General features: G+C 33.0%; 17 protein-coding genes and 2 tRNA genes. 11 read left to right on the top strand and 8 right to left on the bottom strand.

What is annotated here, in order from left to right; translation table 11 throughout:
* Positions 1–2,634, bottom strand: coding sequence for a valine--tRNA ligase (locus Q0910_RS05905; protein WP_299213539.1), 2,634 nt, complete (start codon positions 2,632–2,634; stop codon positions 1–3).
* A gap of 125 nt (positions 2,635–2,759) precedes the next feature.
* On the opposite strand from Q0910_RS05905, the gene Q0910_RS05900 reads away from it, so the two are divergent.
* Positions 2,760–3,164 (top strand): DUF1573 domain-containing protein, encoded by a 405-nt coding sequence (locus tag Q0910_RS05900; RefSeq protein WP_298318268.1) that lies wholly within the window; start codon positions 2,760–2,762, stop codon positions 3,162–3,164.
* A 53-nt stretch (positions 3,165–3,217) separates the two neighbouring features.
* On the opposite strand, the gene Q0910_RS05895 is transcribed toward Q0910_RS05900, so the two are convergent.
* Positions 3,218–4,597 carry an aspartyl protease family protein gene (locus Q0910_RS05895; protein WP_299213536.1) on the bottom strand — a complete coding sequence of 460 codons (1,380 nt, stop codon included), beginning with the start codon at positions 4,595–4,597 and terminating at the stop codon, positions 3,218–3,220.
* A 104-nt stretch (positions 4,598–4,701) separates the two neighbouring features.
* Here Q0910_RS05895 and Q0910_RS05890 point away from each other — a divergent pair, with 104 nt between their 5' ends.
* The 4 genes from Q0910_RS05890 (at position 4,702) to Q0910_RS05875 (ending at position 7,939) form a co-directional block, all read left to right on the top strand.
* Positions 4,702–5,931 carry a pyridoxal phosphate-dependent aminotransferase gene (locus Q0910_RS05890; protein WP_299213534.1) on the top strand — a complete coding sequence of 410 codons (1,230 nt, stop codon included), beginning with the start codon at positions 4,702–4,704 and terminating at the stop codon, positions 5,929–5,931.
* A 73-nt stretch (positions 5,932–6,004) separates the two neighbouring features.
* Positions 6,005–7,018, top strand: a complete 1,014-nt coding sequence (gene murB / locus Q0910_RS05885) for a UDP-N-acetylmuramate dehydrogenase (RefSeq protein ID WP_299213532.1) — start codon at positions 6,005–6,007, stop codon at positions 7,016–7,018.
* A gap of 109 nt (positions 7,019–7,127) precedes the next feature.
* On the top strand, positions 7,128–7,334 hold the full coding sequence (locus Q0910_RS05880; RefSeq protein WP_118461379.1) for a membrane or secreted protein: 207 nt from the start codon (positions 7,128–7,130) through the stop codon (positions 7,332–7,334).
* Positions 7,335–7,366: 32 nt separating this feature from the next.
* Positions 7,367–7,939 carry a sigma-70 family RNA polymerase sigma factor gene (locus tag Q0910_RS05875; RefSeq protein ID WP_299213530.1) on the top strand — a complete coding sequence of 191 codons (573 nt, stop codon included), beginning with the start codon at positions 7,367–7,369 and terminating at the stop codon, positions 7,937–7,939.
* A gap of 58 nt (positions 7,940–7,997) precedes the next feature.
* On the opposite strand, the gene Q0910_RS05870 is transcribed toward Q0910_RS05875, so the two are convergent.
* Entirely contained in the window at positions 7,998–8,231 is a 234-nt protein-coding gene (locus Q0910_RS05870) for a hypothetical protein (protein WP_299213528.1), read from the bottom strand.
* Between the two features lie 530 nt (positions 8,232–8,761).
* Between Q0910_RS05870 and lipA the strand changes: the two genes are divergently transcribed.
* From lipA to Q0910_RS05855, 3 genes are all read left to right on the top strand, one after another.
* On the top strand, positions 8,762–9,634 hold the full coding sequence (lipA, locus tag Q0910_RS05865; RefSeq protein WP_298318282.1) for a lipoyl synthase: 873 nt from the start codon (positions 8,762–8,764) through the stop codon (positions 9,632–9,634).
* 21 nt (positions 9,635–9,655) lie between these two features.
* Complete coding sequence (gene gap, locus Q0910_RS05860; RefSeq protein WP_299213526.1) at positions 9,656–10,660, top strand: type I glyceraldehyde-3-phosphate dehydrogenase; 1,005 nt, start codon at positions 9,656–9,658, stop codon at positions 10,658–10,660.
* An 82-nt stretch (positions 10,661–10,742) separates the two neighbouring features.
* Entirely contained in the window at positions 10,743–12,911 is a 2,169-nt protein-coding gene (locus tag Q0910_RS05855) for a response regulator (RefSeq protein ID WP_299213524.1), read from the top strand.
* 104 nt (positions 12,912–13,015) lie between these two features.
* Here Q0910_RS05855 and lpxK read toward each other — a convergent pair whose 3' ends face one another.
* The gene (gene lpxK / locus Q0910_RS05850; RefSeq protein ID WP_299213522.1) at positions 13,016–14,023 is read right to left on the bottom strand and encodes a tetraacyldisaccharide 4'-kinase; all 1,008 of its coding nucleotides are present in this window, start codon (positions 14,021–14,023) and stop codon (positions 13,016–13,018) included.
* A 109-nt stretch (positions 14,024–14,132) separates the two neighbouring features.
* On the opposite strand from lpxK, the gene Q0910_RS05845 reads away from it, so the two are divergent.
* From Q0910_RS05845 to Q0910_RS05835, 3 genes are all read left to right on the top strand, one after another.
* Positions 14,133–15,227 carry a Nif3-like dinuclear metal center hexameric protein gene (locus tag Q0910_RS05845; protein WP_299213520.1) on the top strand — a complete coding sequence of 365 codons (1,095 nt, stop codon included), beginning with the start codon at positions 14,133–14,135 and terminating at the stop codon, positions 15,225–15,227.
* 3 nt (positions 15,228–15,230) lie between these two features.
* A complete protein-coding gene (locus tag Q0910_RS05840; protein ID WP_298543503.1) occupies positions 15,231–16,010 on the top strand; it encodes a C4-type zinc ribbon domain-containing protein in 780 nt (259 codons plus the stop codon).
* A gap of 72 nt (positions 16,011–16,082) precedes the next feature.
* Positions 16,083–17,318, top strand: coding sequence for a glycosyltransferase (locus tag Q0910_RS05835; protein ID WP_299213518.1), 1,236 nt, complete (start codon positions 16,083–16,085; stop codon positions 17,316–17,318).
* 11 nt (positions 17,319–17,329) lie between these two features.
* Here Q0910_RS05835 and Q0910_RS05830 read toward each other — a convergent pair whose 3' ends face one another.
* The 4 genes from Q0910_RS05830 to Q0910_RS05815 all read right to left on the bottom strand — a co-directional run bounded on the left by Q0910_RS05830 (position 17,330) and on the right by Q0910_RS05815 (position 18,175).
* Complete coding sequence (locus Q0910_RS05830) at positions 17,330–17,518, bottom strand: hypothetical protein (protein ID WP_299213516.1); 189 nt, start codon at positions 17,516–17,518, stop codon at positions 17,330–17,332.
* Positions 17,519–17,679: 161 nt separating this feature from the next.
* Positions 17,680–17,928 carry a 30S ribosomal protein S20 gene (rpsT, locus tag Q0910_RS05825; RefSeq protein WP_299213514.1) on the bottom strand — a complete coding sequence of 83 codons (249 nt, stop codon included), beginning with the start codon at positions 17,926–17,928 and terminating at the stop codon, positions 17,680–17,682.
* A 35-nt stretch (positions 17,929–17,963) separates the two neighbouring features.
* A tRNA-Glu gene (locus Q0910_RS05820) sits at positions 17,964–18,035 on the bottom strand.
* Positions 18,036–18,104: 69 nt separating this feature from the next.
* A tRNA-Glu gene (locus Q0910_RS05815) sits at positions 18,105–18,175 on the bottom strand.

Here is an 18,175-nt window from a genome sequence, read left to right as displayed (position 1 = left end):
CTATCCCAAACTAGAAAGACTAGATTTTAAAGTAGCTATTTTCGCTTCCGCATCTGCTTCTTTCTTTCGTTCATTAGCAATAACCTGTTCGGGCGCATTGTTTACAAAGCGTTCATTTTGGAGTTTTTTCTGAACAGATTTTAAAAACCCTTCAGTATATGTCAATTCCTCTGTAAGTTTCTTAATCTCATCTTCGATATTAATGGCTCCAGAAATTGGAATAAAATACTCATTAGATTTTACTCTAAACGAAAGCGCTCCATCAACCTTATCATCCACGTAACTTAAGGAAGAAATATTTCCAAGCTTAGACACTACGGAATCAAAAGTAGCTGGAGTATTCTCATTATTCACTATTGATAATTCTATTGTTTCTTTAAACGATATATTCTTTTCTTTACGAATCGTTCTAATTCCGGAAATCACATCTGCAGCAATCTCGAACTCTTTTATTAAACTTTCATCAACAGAAGTCATCTTGGGCCAACTTGATATGATTAATGCCTCTTCGGGAGTTCTCTTAGTAATATCTTGCCAAATCTCTTCTGATATAAAAGGAACAAAAGGATGTACGATTTTCAGAGTATTTTCTAATATCTCAATTACTTCTTTATAGGTTTTCCCGTCAATTGGGCTTTGATAAGCAGGTTTGATCATTTCCAATAACCAACCACTCAAATCATCTCTAACCAATTTATAAGTAATCATCAATGCATCACTAATTCGATATTTAGCATAAGCATCCTCTAATTCTTCTAAGGACTTTTGAAACTTAGATTGATACCAGGTTATTGCTACTTTAGAAGCTTCTGGTTGCTCTATGGATGAATCTATCTCCCATCCACTAATCAAATTATAAGAACTGTGTATTTTATTTACAAAAGACTTTCTTCCTTGATCACAAAGATCTTCATCAAACATTAGATCATTTCCTGCTGGAGAACTTAATAACATTCCAACTCTGATAGCGTCAGCTCCATATTTAGATATCAAATCTAGAGGATCAGGAGAATTACCTAAAGACTTAGACATTTTTCGCCTTTGCTTATCCCTTACAATACCGGTAAGATACACATTGGTAAAAGGTTTCTCTTTTCTATATTCGTATCCTGCTATGATCATTCTTGCTACCCAAAAGAATAAAATTTCTGGCGCCGTTACTAAATCATTGGTTGGATAATAATAATTGATCTCCTTATTATCTGGCTCTAAAATACCATTGAATACACTCATTGGCCATAACCAAGATGAAAACCAAGTATCTAAAGCATCTGGATCCTGTTTTAGATCAGCATCGGTCAAAGAAGTATTTCCGGTTTTTTCTTTTGCTAAAACCAATGCTTCTTCCTTACTCTCCGCCACTACAAAATCCTCTTTACCATCACCATAGAAATATGCCGGAATTTGATGCCCCCACCATAACTGGCGTGAGATATTCCAATCTCGTACATTCTCCATCCAATGACGATATGTATTGATAAATTTCTCAGGAACCAGATTCACATCTTTTTCTATAACCGCATCCAAAGCAGGTTTGGCCAAGTCTTCCATTTTTAAAAACCACTGATCACTCAACTTTGGTTCTATTACAGCTTTAGTACGCTCACTTGTTCCAACTTTATTAAGATGCGTTTCTGTTTTTTCCAGAATACCTAGGCTTTCTAATTCTTTTAGAATCTCTTTTCTTACCACAAATCGATCCTTTCCTTCATAATGCAATCCAAAAGAATTTAGCGTAGCATCATCATTAAAGATATCTATCACCTCTAATTTATGCTTATCTCCTAAAACCTTATCATTTTGATCGTGTGCAGGGGTTACCTTAAGACATCCAGTACCAAACTCCATATCCACATACTCATCTTCAATTATTGGAATAGTTCTATTGGCGACAGGTACAATTGCTTTTTTTCCTTTTAGATGCGTAAAACGTGTATCATTTGGATTAATACAGATCGCAGTATCTCCCATGATCGTTTCCGGACGTGTTGTAGCAATTGTTAATGTATCATCACTTCCTTCTATCTCATACTTTAAATAATAAAGATTTCCTTGTTTTTCTTCATAAATAACCTCTTCATCAGACAATGTAGTCTTAGCTTCAGGATCCCAATTAACCATTCTATATCCTCTATAAATAAGGCCTTTATTGTACAAATCAACAAAAACTCTAATTACAGACTCAGATAAATTCTCATCCATTGTAAACGCAGTACGCTCCCAATCACAAGAAGCTCCTAGTTTTTTAAGCTGTTCTAGGATAATCCCTCCATGTTTATGAGTCCATTCCCAGGCATGCTCTAAAAACTCCTCTCTTGTAAGGTCATTTTTATCGATTCCTTCTTCTTTTAACTTTGCTACCACTTTAGCCTCTGTTGCAATAGAAGCGTGATCAGTACCAGGAACCCAACAAGCATTATACCCTTTAAGACGAGCTCTTCTAATCAATACATCCTGTATTGTATTGTTAAGCATATGCCCCATATGTAGTACACCTGTTACATTTGGTGGAGGAATGACAATAGTATATGCCTCTCTTTCATCAACTTCAGAATGGAAATAATTGTTCTCCATCCAGTAGTTATACCACTTATCTTCTATTGATTTTGCATCATACTTTCCTGCTAAAGCCATAGTTTGGTCCGGTTTTTGGAATTTAGAGTGCAAAAGTAATTATTATATAGACAACGTGAAAGTCTTTCGCAATTTTGAAGTTGGATAAAAAGTAACTACTTTTACACATTATAAAAACCTACGTTATGAGAAATGTAATGATGATTTTATTTATTGGTTTTCTGGGGATTACCCTAAACGCCCAGGAAGCTAAAGCAAAAATCGAATTTAAATCAGAAGTGATCGATTATGGGGAAATTACCAAGGGTAGTGATGGTATTCGCCAGTTTGAGTTCACAAATACAGGAAATGCTCCATTGATCATTTCCAGAGTATATTCTAGTTGCGGATGTACCATCCCTAAAAAACCTGAAGACCCAATTGAACCTGGAGCAACAGGAGTTATAGAAGTGAAATATGATACAAAAAGAGTTGGACCGATCCGTAAAACTATCACAGTGTATTCTAATGCTGAGGAATCTACCAAAGCTATTAAGATAAAAGGTACTGTACTTGACGACACGAAAAGTGTTCTGGAAAAAAAGAACTAGAAGTACACTAACATATACTGACAAAGGCTCTGCGAATTAACGTAGAGCCTTTTTTAAATGACTTTTTTAAGAAAAAACGTAAATTTCATTTCTACACCAAGACGTTCTACTTTAATTGTAATTTTCTTTCCTTCTTCTGAATAAAACAAATCATTCAAATCCGAAAGTTTATACAGATAAGACTTTCTACCATTTACCCCTAGTACTTTATCTCCCTTTAATAAACCAGCTATCGCTGCAGGTGAATTTGGTCTAACCTCAGTGATTCTGTATTCTGGCTGTAACGAATACACAAAAGTACTTGCATCAGCTTTAAGAACATTAACCAAGATTTTACCATTATCCTTGGTTACAAAACCTAATGATGGTTTAGAAGGAGCTTTACGTATATTATAGTCTTTAGAAACTCTTACTCCACTATGCTGAATGGTAAGACCACTCATATTATAATGGAAAGGTTTATAAAAAAAATTATTCTTTTTAAAAGTTATCTTTTGATTAGGATAATCCATAATCATATTAAATCTTCTTAGCACACTACCGCCGATAGAGCCTTGACGGTTTTTTAATGAAATTCCCTGTATATAAAGAGAATCTGGAAAAGACGCTGTGACTTCATTAATTTTAAAATCTCCTATATGTAGGCTTTCAACTTTTGTTTTTTGTCCATATATATCTCCATTGAACCCTGTTCCTAAAAAATCTTCAAAAGAATCTTCCGGAACATTAAGATTAATCTCAGGGTTTTCAAACAGCCATAGTGCCGAACTAGATCCTGAATCTAATAAAAGGTTTACGTCAATTAGACCTTTATCTGTTTTGTATTTAGCCTTAATTAAAGGTCTCTTTCTACCATTACTTAGATTTAAATCTGTCTGGTAACATCTTTTGCATTTTTTATATTTATAGGATTTAGAATCAAATATTTTAATGAATTCTTTTGAATAATTAATATCCAGAATAAATTCTTTAAAAAAATCATAACCTATAATCCCATGAACTGGAAATCCCATCATAGGAGAAAAGTTCATAGTCTCATCAAAGATCATATACACAGTATGATCATTACTATAAGAATTTCCTATTTTTAATAAATTGCCTGTGGATTTTATTGCCTCTGCAGGTTCATCATTTCCTAATCCTCTAAGGAGAATTTTTGAAGCATTTTTTAATTCTAAAGATTCTCTTTTGTCTATACTAAAAAGAATAGTAGAACCTACTCCTGTATCTAAAATAAAAGACAATTGAACTCCATTAAGCTCTACTGGTATTATAATAAGATTATTAGCCAATTCAAACTTAATCTTATCACTACGCAGGTCATCGGGTAGCTTAAACCCCTCTTGACCGCTACAAGCAAAAGAAACAATTAAAAATAGAATTAGGGCTTTTTCTTTAAGAAAATGATAAAAATCTAGGTACAAAATCTCCATTACACTAAATATAGAAAAATACTTGAAAATTCATGATAATAATTAACTTAAATCCTAAATAATTTAGGAAATTTACTGCTATTTTATTTTAAAAATTAAAAAGAATGCCTGTAATATCAAGTAAAGGTAAGGCGATGCCCGAATCACCGATTCGCAAATTAGCTCCTTTTGCAGAAAAAGCGGTAAAAGAAGGAAAACATATTTTTCGTCTTAATATCGGCCAACCCGATATCAAAACGCCCATAGAAGCCATGAATGCTGTAAGAAATCACAAATTAGATGTTCTTGCCTATAGCCACTCTGCAGGTTTTGAAAGTTTTAGAAAAAAATTAGCCGGATATTATGCAAAACATGATATTACGATATCTTCTGATGATATTTTAATCACTACAGGAGGTAGCGAAGCATTAATTTTCACAATGGGTAGTATTACGGATCCAGGTGATGAAATTATTGTTCCTGAACCGTTTTATGCTAACTACTACAGTTTTTCTACCCAGTCAACAGTGACTGTGGTGCCGGTAATCTCTAAAATTGAGAATGGATTTGCATTACCACCGGTAAAAGAATTCGAAAAGCTTATTACAACTAAAACAAAGGCTATTCTTATTTGTAATCCAGGTAACCCTACAGGTTATTTATATAGTAAAGAAGAAATACAGCAGTTAGCCAAACTAGCTATTAAATATGATTTATTCCTAATCTCAGATGAGGTATATAGGGAGTTTGTATACGGAGATTCTGAACATTACTCGATTTTGCAAGAAAGAGCTCTTGATGATCACGCCATAGTGGTTGATTCTGTTTCTAAGCGATATAGCATGTGTGGTGCTAGAATAGGCTGTATGGTAAGTAAAAACAAAAGTGTTATGGAAACAGCCATGAAGTTTGCACAAGCCAGACTAAGCCCTCCTACTTTTGCGCAAATTGCCAGTGAAGCGGCACTAGAAGCTCCAGAATCATATTATATTGAAACTGTAGCAAAATATAAGACAAGAAGAGATACACTAGTTGAAGGATTAAGACAAATTCCTGGTATTAAAGTAGCTATGCCAAGTGGGGCTTTTTATTGTATTGCAGAATTACCAATAAAAGATGCAGATCATTTTGCTAAATGGCTATTAGATGAGTTTCATGTAAATAACGAAACCCTCATGTTAGCGCCTGCTTCAGGATTTTACTCTAGTCCTAATGTAGGGTTGAATCAAGTAAGAATAGCTTATGTTCTAAACAGAAGGGATCTTAAAAAAGCTATTAATGTTCTAAAACTGGCATTAGAGAAATATACTGACCAGAAAGCAATTACAGTTGCCGAAGAAAATATTACCTTATAAAACTATAAATAATCATATATTTCGGAACTTAAAGTAAAAAGAAAATAGTAGCTAATCTAAATTCCATCTTTTTTTGAAAATAGAACGTAACAAATCTCTTAAAGAACATAATACATTTGGTATTAACGTAAAAGCAGCAGAGTTTATAAAAATCAACTCTGAAAAAGAGCTTACGGAGACGCTTTCTATACATAAGGATAAAAACATTTTCATTCTCAGTGGTGGGAGCAATATGTTACTTACTCAAAATCTAGAAGCGCTGGTTTTATACATTGCTATTAAGGGAATTACAACTAATATTCAATCTGATAGCTCCGTGTTAGTTTCTGCTAATGCCGGAGAAAACTGGCATGATTTTGTTCAATTCTGTATCGATAATAATTTTGGAGGTTTAGAAAATCTGTCGCTAATACCTGGATATGTTGGCAGTGCTCCGATTCAAAACATCGGTGCATATGGTGTAGAACTAAAGGATAGTTTTATCAGTTGCGAAGCTATTCATGTTACTAGTGGTGCAAAAAAACACTTCACAAAAGAAGAATGCAATTTTGGATATAGAAATTCTATTTTTAAGAACGAATTAAAAGGAAAATATATAATTACGAAAGTGACTTTTAGGCTAACTACTAAAGATCATGTTTTGAATACAAGCTACGGAGCTATTGAAAACGCATTAAAAGAAGAAAATATTACATCCCCAACAATTAAAGACGTTTCAGAAGCAGTCATATCTATCCGTAAAAGCAAATTACCAGATCCCAAAGAAATTGGTAATAGTGGAAGTTTTTTTAAAAACCCTGTAATTCCTTTAAAAAAATTTGCTGAGCTTCAAAAATTGCACCCAGACATTCCTTTTTATCAAGTAGACAAAAATAACACTAAAATTCCGGCAGGATGGCTTATCGAACAAAGTGGGTATAAAGGGAAACGCTGGGGTGATGCCGGCGTACACACTAAACAAGCGCTAGTACTGGTAAACTATAATAATGCCAGCGGACAGGAACTATTAGAACTCTCTAAAAAAATTCAAGAAACCATTAAGGAAAAATTTGGCATCCTATTAGAAACCGAGGTAAATATAATTTAAGTTTACTCGTGTTTTTTTTAGGTCTGAATATGAATCTAATTTTCTATAAAATATAATTTCAGCTATTTTTCTTCGTATCTTTGCACACTAATTTAGATAGTATTAAATTATGAAACTGGTATTACTTACAGTTGGTCTTCTATTAATAGCCTTTGCAGGAATTGCCATTAAACTATGGGCCAAAAAGGATGGAAAATTTGCAGGAACCTGCGCAAGCCAAAGCCCTTTCCTCAACAAGGAGGGTGAATCTTGTTCTATGTGCGGCAAGACTCCAGATCAATATGCTAACTGTAATGAAACAGAGCACTCCAAATAATTGATCAACGATTTCCATTCAAAAACACTTCATTGGAAAAAGAACTATTAACACTATCAGAACACATAAATAAGGCCAAAGAAGGCAAGCAAGCATCTTTTAATTATCTTTTAGATACTTTTTGGAATGATGTCTTTAATTTTCAACTTAAGAGAACTCAAAACGAGTATGAAGCAGAAGATATATCTATTCAGAGTTTTTCTAAAGCATTCGATAAAATAGACACATTTAAAGAAGAATATAATTTTAAAACTTGGTTAATCCAGATTTCTAAAAATATTCATATTGATCTATTAAGGAAAAAAAATGCATCAATCCGCTCTAAAACAACTACCGAGGTTGATGATGTAGTTTATAAAATAATAGATGACACACCAACACCCGAAGATAAATTGATTACCGAGCAAAATCTTGCTCAACTACTTAGGTATATCAAACAACTCAAACCACATTATCAAGAGGTTATAAACCTAAGATATTTTCAAGAATTGAGTTATAAAGAAATTTCTGAAGTATTAGATGAGCCCATGAATAATGTAAAGGTAAAATTACTAAGAGCCAGAAAACTTCTTGCAGAAATTATTACCAATAAAAAAGAGAGTTAATTAGATTTCAAAAATCTAATTAACTCTCTTTTTGTTCTTCTTAATAAATCACTTTAATCTATCTAAGGCTAAAAGTGGCTATTCTTTTTAAGACCTCGTGTAATGGATTAATCCATTTATCGTTTATTTTCTTATCGTATTTAATAAATTTCTGTACGAGTCCTTTAGGAGCAGATATTTCTTTTTCAATACCGGTTATATTAATAAAATTCTGATTACTAATTAACCACTTTTCTACTCGTTTCCTGTTTTTTTGTAATTGTTTCTGTTGTTCTAAATCTTCTTTTGACATTTGTGTTTGGTTTTTTAACTTTTTTTTAATGAATAAAAAATGGGGTTAAGCTAATTTTAACCATGATTTAAAGTATTTCTACTCAAAATTATGTAAGCCAAAAATATGAAAAGAAATCATATTATGCACAAAAACCGCAAAAAAAATACGGTTTTACCATAATTTTTATTCAAGATACCAAAGAAAATATCCCTGAAAACGTCATCAATGTTTAAACCAAAACCAATATAATTGCTTGAAAATCAATTTAAAACATTTTATCGTTTTCTAAAAAAATTAAACAATTACTAATTTCATAATTCTCAATTTTTTTTATCTAAAAATTCCCTCCGAAGTGTGTTTTGTAAGGATAATACTACCAAAACAAGGTTATTAGAAAATCAAAACTTCTAGATAATCCTCATGATAACATATAAGATTCTGATCATTACAATTAGATTTATAAGAACCAAACCAAAATCCAGAAGAATATCTAAAACTATATTTTAATCTAAGCTTTCTTTGTATTTTTGTGCAAAATATTGCTGAGTATGAATAATGACGTTACTACTGTAGCTCCTCCAAAAGGAAAACCAAAATGGTTACGGGTAAAATTACCAACCGGAAAAAAATATACCGAACTTCGTGGTTTAGTCGATAAATATAATTTACATACGATATGTACTTCAGGAAGTTGCCCTAATATGGGCGAATGTTGGAGTGAAGGTACTGCTACTTTCATGATACTAGGTAATATCTGTACCAGATCTTGCGGTTTTTGTGGTGTAAAAACAGGAAGACCAGAAACTGTAGATTGGGAAGAACCTGAAAAAGTTGCCCGTTCTATTAAAATTATGAATATTAAACATGCCGTGGTAACCTCTGTGGATAGAGATGATTTAGCAGATGGAGGATCAATTATCTGGGCAGAAACGATTCAGGCAATTCGTCGAATGAATCCAGAAACTACCTTAGAAACTTTAATCCCTGATTTCCAAGGGAAGACCAAAAACATCGATAGGATTATTGCTGTAAAACCAGAAGTTGTTTCACATAATATGGAAACAGTGAAAAGACTTACAAGAGAAGTCCGTATTCAGGCTAAATATGAACAAAGCCTTCAGGTTCTTAAATACCTAAAGGATAACGGTATCAATCGTACAAAAAGTGGAATCATGCTAGGTCTTGGTGAAACTGAAGAAGAAGTTATACAAGTTCTTAAAGACTTAAGAGCCGTAAATCTTGATATCGTAACTATCGGACAATACCTACAACCGAGCAAAAAACATTTACCAGTAAAACAATTCATTACACCAGATCAATTTAAAAAATACGAAGAGATAGGGTTAGAAATGGGCTTCAGACATGTAGAAAGTGGAGCTTTGGTTCGCTCTTCTTATAAAGCTCAAAAGCACCTGACTTAATTTTTTTACAAGTAATCAGTAATGAACACACCCATAAGAGTAGCTATTAACGGATTTGGAAGAATCGGTCGTAATCTTTTTAGATTATTAATCAATCATCCAGATATCGAAGTTGTAGCGATAAATGATCTTGCCGATGCCAAAACACTAAGCCATCTTCTTAAATACGACAGTATACATGGAGTTGTGACTCATGATATATCTCATAAAGACAATTCCGTTGTAGTTAATAACAAATTAATCCCTTTACTAAACGAAAAACATCCTGGTGACTGCAACTGGAAAAAACACAATATTGATATCGTAGTAGAAGCAACAGGAAAATTTAAAACTAAAGAAGCTGTTCAACAACATATTACTGCAGGAGCCAAAAAGGTAATTCTTTCAGCTCCTCCCCTAGAAGATTCCATAAAAACTATTGTATTAGGTGTCAATGAACATATTCTCAATGGCAAGGAGACCATTATATCTAATGCATCTTGCACAACCAATAATGCTGCTCCAATGATCAAAGTAATAGATGAACTTTGTGGTATTGAGCAAGCGTACATAACAACAGTTCATAGTTATACAACCGATCAAAGTTTACATGATCAACCCCATAGAGATCTAAGAAGAGCTCGAGCTGCAAGTCAATCCATAGTCCCCACGACAACTGGAGCAGCAAAAGCATTAACAAAGATTTTTCCAAAATTGAGTAATGTTATAGGAGGATGTGGGATTAGGGTTCCTGTTCCGGATGGATCACTAACTGATATAACATTTAATGTAAAAAAAGAAATTTCTATAGAAGAAATTAATATTGCTTTTAAGAATGCTTCAGAATCTCATCTAAAAGGTATTTTAGCCTACACAGAAGATCCAATTGTATCCGTAGATATCATAGGAAATCCACATTCTTGTGTTTTCGACTCTCTAATGACTTCAGTTATCGGAAAAATGGTTAAAATTATAGGTTGGTATGATAATGAAATAGGATATAGTAACAGAATAATAGATTTAATTATCAACATTTGTAAGAAATAACTATATTAGTTGAGTTATTTCAAGGAAAATGCCAACCCAAATCAAACATTTTATATTTATACTTTTACTTAGTTGTAGCTTCATGGCTTCTTCACAAACTGGAGAAATCCAAGAAAACAGGGGAGTTAAGGATTCTATTGAGAATTATCTAACCAAAGCTTCTTATGCTATAAATACAGCTCAATTAGCGACTGCTTTAGAAAATATCACGCTAGCGAAAGAACTTGCCGTAGAAAATCAAAATAAAACATATAGAGCTAAAACAAATCGAGTTTTAGCAGAACTATATCTGGAATTAGGTGATCTCAAAAGTGCAAAAGAACAAATAACAAGTGCAATAGAGATCCAAATTGAGCAGGAAGATGAAATTGCGTTAGCTAATTCCTATAATGTCTGTGGATCAATACACACAAAGCTTAAAGATTTCGAAAATGCTAAAAAACATCTGGAACTTGCATACTCATTAATTGAGAAAAACAATCTGGAAAGATTGGAAGGCCCTGCAAAAATTAATGCAGGTCTTTTAGCCCTAGAAATGAATCAACCAGAAGTAGCAATCAAACATTTTAATAGTGGGCTTCCGAAAGTTGATTTTCTCGAACAATCTTATTATAAAGCAAAACTCTACACAAATAAGGCAAGAGCTCAAATGGCACTAGATTCATTAGATGATGCTATAGCGACTAATGATTTAGCAATGCAGATAGGTTCTGAAATGGGATATTTCGAAATACAATCAGAAAGTTTTCAATTGTATAGCCAGATCTACGAAAAGAAAGAAGAATTCGAAACATCGCTTGCCAATTTAAGATCTCATCAACAATTCAAAGATTCTTTATTTAACATTAACAAAGAAATAATTGCCCAAGACGCAAGAGCAAAATTAGGTCTAGGTGATGATAAAGTTAAAATAGAAGAGCTTACAGAAGAAAACAAACAACAGCAAAAGTCACTTAAACTTGGACGACTTACCACTATTTTAAGTATTGCACTAATAACAATTCTATCACTTCTTACTCTTTCTCTATACAAAAACAACAACTTGAGAGCAAGAGCCAATGAACTGCTGCAAAATAAAAATACAGAACTAATTTTGGCAAAAGAAAATGCAGAACGAGCTAGTGAAGCAAAAGTTCAATTCTTATCCACTATTACACACGAACTACGAACGCCCTTATATGCGGTTACAGGATTAACCCATTTATTGCTCGAAGAAAGCCCTACTCCTAATCAAAAAGAACACCTAAATTCTCTTAAATTTTCTGGAGAATACCTACTTTCTTTAATCAATAATATCCTAGACTTAAACAAACTAGAAGCAAACAAAGTGGAGATAGAAAACACTTCGTTTAATCTACAGAAAAGAATTAATGATGTTTTAATAGCCTTAGGAAAGTCAGCAAAAGATCGTAATAACAACCTTCATTACGAATTTGATAAATCAATACCTACTAAGCTTAAAGGAGATCCTCTGAAGATCTCACAAATTCTCATCAATCTTATAGGAAACTCTATTAAGTTTACTCAAAATGGAGATATTTGGATTAAGGTTAAGATGATCAACCATATTGAAAATAAGGTTTTTCTTAATTTCGAAATCAAAGATAACGGAGTTGGTATATCTGATAAAAAGCAACTGAGTATTTTCGAAAACTTCACACAAGGATCCGTTCAGATTAATAGAAAATTTGGAGGTACTGGCTTAGGATTATCAATAGTTAAGAACCTACTATCGCTAATGGATAGCGAAATCAAATTAGAAAGTGAATTAGGACAAGGATCCAGATTTCATTTTGATCTTAAATTTGAAGTGTTTGAAGATGTTATCTCTAATTATCAAGAAGAAGCAAAAAAGATCGATTATAGTGTAATGGTAGACAAAAGAGTTCTAGTTGTAGAAGACAACAAAATCAATCAACTTATAACTAGAAAGATTTTAGAAAAAAATAAAATGATCTGTGATGTAGCTGACAATGGTGATATTGCTGTCAATAAAGTAAAAAATAGTGAGTTTGATTTAGTCCTTATGGATATTCATATGCCAGGAATAAGTGGAATCGAAGCAACAAAACAAATTAGAGAATTTAATACAGAAATTCCTATTGTAGCATTAACCGCCGTGACACTGGATGATAATTTAGATGAATTCTATAATAATGGCTTCAATGACATCATTCCGAAACCATATAAAACGGAAGAGTTTTTTACTAAATTACATAAAGCTTTGTCAAAAAAACAAACCACTTCTTAAAGGTTTGGCATATCTATTGATTAGCATATAACTCAGCATAAGAGATCTTTATTTTCTTTGTTTGAGTTAGCCAAAATATATAAAATGAGGTCACGTATATGACCTCATTTTTTTATATAACTTAATATCCTACTATCAAAAACATTTCGGTTTTTGATAAATTTCATCTCAATTGGTTGATACCATAATACGTCTTCAGAAAAATTAGGAGCTAACCTTACATAATCCTTTTCTGTAGTAATTATGAATGTATGCTTTTTTAACTGATCAAGTTCAGCATCTGTAAAGTTATGATGATCCGGATAATTAATATGACTAAAATTAAGACCTAAAGAATGATAATAATCTATTAAAGGTTTTGGGTTAGCGATTCCCGTAACCAAGGTGAACGAAGTTTTTTTGAGAGTATCTAATAATCGCTTGCCCGATGCATTAACAATATTATCTCCATAATCAATTGTAGAAAACAACAATGTCTGAGAAGGTTTTACTCTTAATTTCTTTTCAATTTTCCCCATGGTTTCATCTCCTAAATTATTCGGACATTTGGTAACCACAATAGTATCCGCACGATCTGCACCACTTCTAGGTTCTCTTAAATTTCCTGTAGGTAATACTATATCATTACAATACAAATCATAATATGGAGTAAGTAAAATATAAAATCCTGCTTTCACTTTACGATGCTGATAAGCATCATCTAACAAAATAACTTCAAGATTAGGATTCTGGGTTTTTAAGTTCTTTATACCATTACGCCTGTCTCCATCAACAGCCACTATAACATTAGTAAATTTAGTTTTAAACTGTAATGGCTCATCCCCTACCTCTTTTGCAGTAGCATTGACTTGCACCTCCAGAAATCCTTTAGTTTCTCTTTTATAACCCCTACTAAGTGTTGCTAGCGCTACTTTATCCTTTAGCAATCGAATAAGATACTCAACCATAGGTGATTTACCAGTTCCACCAACACTTAAATTACCCACTGCGATCACCGGAAAATCATATGAAACTGATTTTTTCATTCCTAAATCATACAATTTATTACGTAACCAAGTCACGAAATAGTAGACAGGGACAATCGGTAAAAGTATTTTTCGTAATAAATTCAAACGCTTATACTTACTATTTATAATATTCTAATGACAAATGTATAAAACGAAACTTTGATTATTGGCAAAAGTTTTTTTACATTCAATTTATATTTAAAAACATTCGCAAATGCAGATTAAAGAGGTCATACAACACCTTGAAACTTTAGCTCCAACGAACTACGCTGAAGATTTTGACAACGTAGGGTTATTAGTTGGAGATAAAAACACAACTGTTACAGGAATTCTTGTTACACTAGACACTTTAGAAATTATCATAGACGAAGCTATAGAAAAAGATTGCAATCTTATTGTTAGTTTCCATCCAATAGTTTTCAAAGGCATTAAAAAATTTAACGGCAATACTTATGTAGAGCGTGTGGTTATGAAAGCCATCAAGCATGACATAGCTATTTTCGCTATCCATACAGCACTTGACAATGCCTTACACGGAGTAAATGATATGATTTGTGAACAACTAGGATTATTGAATCGAAAAATTCTAATTCCGCAAAGCGGAAACATAAAAAAGTTAGTCACGTTTGCACCTAATAAAGAAGCTGATTCGTTACGATCTAAACTATTCGATGCAGGAGCTGGCACTATTGGCAATTATGATCATTGTAGTTTTTCATCAGATGGAACTGGAACTTTTAGAGCTTTGGAAAACGCAAAACCATCTATCGGGCAAATCGGTAAAACGCATTATGAAAACGAAACTCAAATACAGATTACCTACCCTAAACACAATGAAAATAAAATTTTAAAAGCGTTAATGGATCATCACTCTTATGAAGAAGTTGCTTACGAAATCACGACTTTAGAAAACGGAAACCAACATATTGGCATGGGAATGATTGGTGAGCTACCCGAAGAAATGAATGAGATTGCATTTTTAAGGCATATCAAAGAAATTTTCCGAACGGGCTGTGTTAGACATTCTGCATTGCTAGACAAACCAATTAGAAAAGTTGCTGTATTAGGTGGCAGTGGTAGTTTTGCTATTAAAAACGCCCAAAACGCTGGAGCAGATATGTTTATAACAGCTGACCTGAAATATCATCAGTTTTATGAAGCAGAAAATAAGCTTATTCTAGCGGATATTGGTCATTATGAAAGTGAACAGTACACAAAAAACCTAATTGTTAGCTATCTTAGAAAAAAAATTAGTAATTTTGCAATCATTTTATCGGATAAAAACACCAATCCCATTCAATACATCTAAAATATGGCAAAGAAAGAAGTTACTGTTGAGCAAAAATTAAGAGCATTATACGATTTGCAATTAATTGACTCTAGAGTTGATGAGATTAGAAACGTGCGTGGAGAGCTTCCATTAGAAGTTGAAGATCTCGAAGATGAAGTAGCCGGATTAAACAAAAGATTAGAAAAATTAAACGTAGATCTTGAAACTATCGACGAAAGCATCAAGACTAAGAAAAACCTAATCGAAGAAGCTAAATCTTTAATCAAAAAATACGGAGAGCAACAAAAAAATGTACGAAACAATCGTGAATACAACTCTCTTAGTAAAGAAATAGAGTTTCAGGAACTAGAAATTGAGTTATCTGATAAACATATTAAGGAGTTTAAAGCACAGATAGTTCAGAAAAATGAGATCATCGATCAGACTAAAGAACGTCTTTCCGAAAGAAACAAACACCTTAGTCATAAAAAAGGTGAGCTTGATGCCATCCTTGCAGAAACTGAAAAAGAAGAGCAAGCTTTAATAGCTAAGTCTGAAGATTTTCAAAAACAAATAGAAGAAAGATTAGTAGCTGCTTATAACAGAATCAGAAATAATGTGAAGAATGGACTAGCAGTTGTGCCGATTGAACGTGGAGCTTCTGGAGGTTCCTTCTTTACAATTCCTCCACAAGTTCAGATGGAGATTGCTTCTCGTAAAAAAATCATTACTGATGAGCATAGTGGCCGTATACTAGTAGACCAAGCTTTAGCACAAGAAGAAAAAGAAAAAATGGAGACAATGTTTTCTAAACTGTCATAAATTTATTTTTTTTACATAATATTATAGCCTCAGAAATTTCTGAGGCTTTTTTTATTTTTATAAGAACAACAAATGAACAGCATTCTCATCATAGGCAGTGTCTGGCCAGAACCTAATTCATCGGCAGCAGGAACCCGAATGCTACAACTAATACAACTATTCTTATCCGAAGATTGGAAAATTACTTTTGCAAGCGCAGCCGCAGAAAGTAATCACATGCATAACATCGAAACACTTGGTGTCACTAAAGCCAACATCGAAATTAATAATAATGATTTTGATAATTTCATTAGTAAATTAAACCCTAACATTGTAGTGTTTGATAGATTCATGACAGAAGAACAATTCGGATGGAGGGTTGCAAAACACCTTCCAAATACTCTTAGAATTTTAAATACAGAGGATTTGCACAGTCTTCGGAAAACAAGGCAAGAAATATTTAAAGCAGGAACTATATTTAACTATTCAGATTTAAAGAATAGCGATATCGCAAAAAGAGAAATTGCCAGTATCTATCGCTGCGACCTCTCTTTAATTATTTCTGATTTCGAAACAAACTTATTAAAAACGGAATTCAACATCAACGAAAAGCTAGTACACTACCTTCCTTTTCTCATAGACTCAATTACAGAAGAAACAAAACAAAAGTGGCCCGTATTTAGCAAAAGAAATGATTTTATAACTATAGGAAATTTTCGTCATGAACCGAACTGGAATAGTGTTCTATATCTTAAAGAAACTATCTGGCCGTTAATAAGAAAACAATTACCTGAAGTAGAGTTACACATATATGGCGCTTACCCTCCTCCAAAAGCAACACAATTGCACAATCCACAGCAAGGCTTCCACATCAAAGGCTGGGTAAAAAATGCGCAAGAAGTTATGAAACAAGCACGTGTATGCCTTGCCCCCTTACGTTTTGGAGCAGGAATCAAAGGTAAATTAGCAGAAGCAATGTTATGTGGAACTCCTAGCGTTACCTCAACAATTGGAGCAGAAGGTATGCTCGGAGAAGACTCTGACTGGAATGGATTTATTAAAGACAAACCAGAAGAATTTGCAAATGCCGCTATAAAACTATACAACAATCAAAACATTTGGCATCAAGCACAACAAAATGGTATAGAAATCATTAATACACTATTTCAGAAAGAAAAATATAGTAATCAATTTATTCGACACATAACTGAACTACAGAACAACTTAAAAAGCCATCGTTCCAAAAACTTTATAGGATCCATGTTACAATACCACACAATGCGAAGTACAGAATTTATGTCGCGCTGGATTGAGGAGAAAAACAAATAGAATACCTAGTCTTAATCCTTAATCTCTTTATGAAAACCGTGAGAAATAACAATTCCAGAAGAAAACTCTTCCGGAATATCTTTTTTCTCTTCAAAATATAAATGAAGAACCTTGTCTTTAGTAGCGCTATTTGCTAAATCAAAATGAGTGACCAATAATTCTGGCAAAACAAACCTTAATAAATCAATATATGGATCCAATCTTTCCTTTTTTTTAGCAAAGATCTTATTCTTATTTTAATTCACACACAACTTTTAGAAATGATCCCTAATTAATCCTACCTTTCTTTTGTTATAAAAGAATAACAAAAAAAGCCTCTCCACATAAGTGAAGAAGCTCCAATATCTTAAAACTCTTTTAATTAAAGAGCTGCTACGTATTTAGCTAACTTAGATTTTATATTAGCAGCTTTATTATCATGGATAATATTACGTTTTGCTAATCTATCAATCATAGAAACTACAGAAGGAAACAAAGCCTCAGCTTCTTTCTTATCAGCTTCACGTAATTTTTTAATAGCATTACGTGTAGTTTTATGCTGATATTTATTTCTAAGACGTTTAGTCTCACTATTTCTAATTCTCTTTAATGCTGACTTATGATTTGCCATCTTCTCTTTGTTAAATTTCTTTATTATAAAATTCGTAGCCCGTAGGGGAATCGAACCCCTCTTACATGGATGAAAACCATGCGTCCTAGCCGATAGACGAACGGGCCTTTTTTCCTTTTCCAAGGATTGCAAATTTATAGCTTTCACTCTAAACTTGCAATTAATTTTTTAATTCGTAGCCCGTAGGGGAATCGAACCCCTCTTACATGGATGAAAACCATGCGTCCTAGCCGATAGACGAACGGGC

The organism is uncultured Aquimarina sp., from assembly GCF_947495315.1.
GTDB lineage: Bacteria > Bacteroidota > Bacteroidia > Flavobacteriales > Flavobacteriaceae > Aquimarina.
The sequence above is the reverse complement of the archived record's forward strand: the minus strand, read 5'-3'. Positions and strand labels throughout refer to the sequence as shown.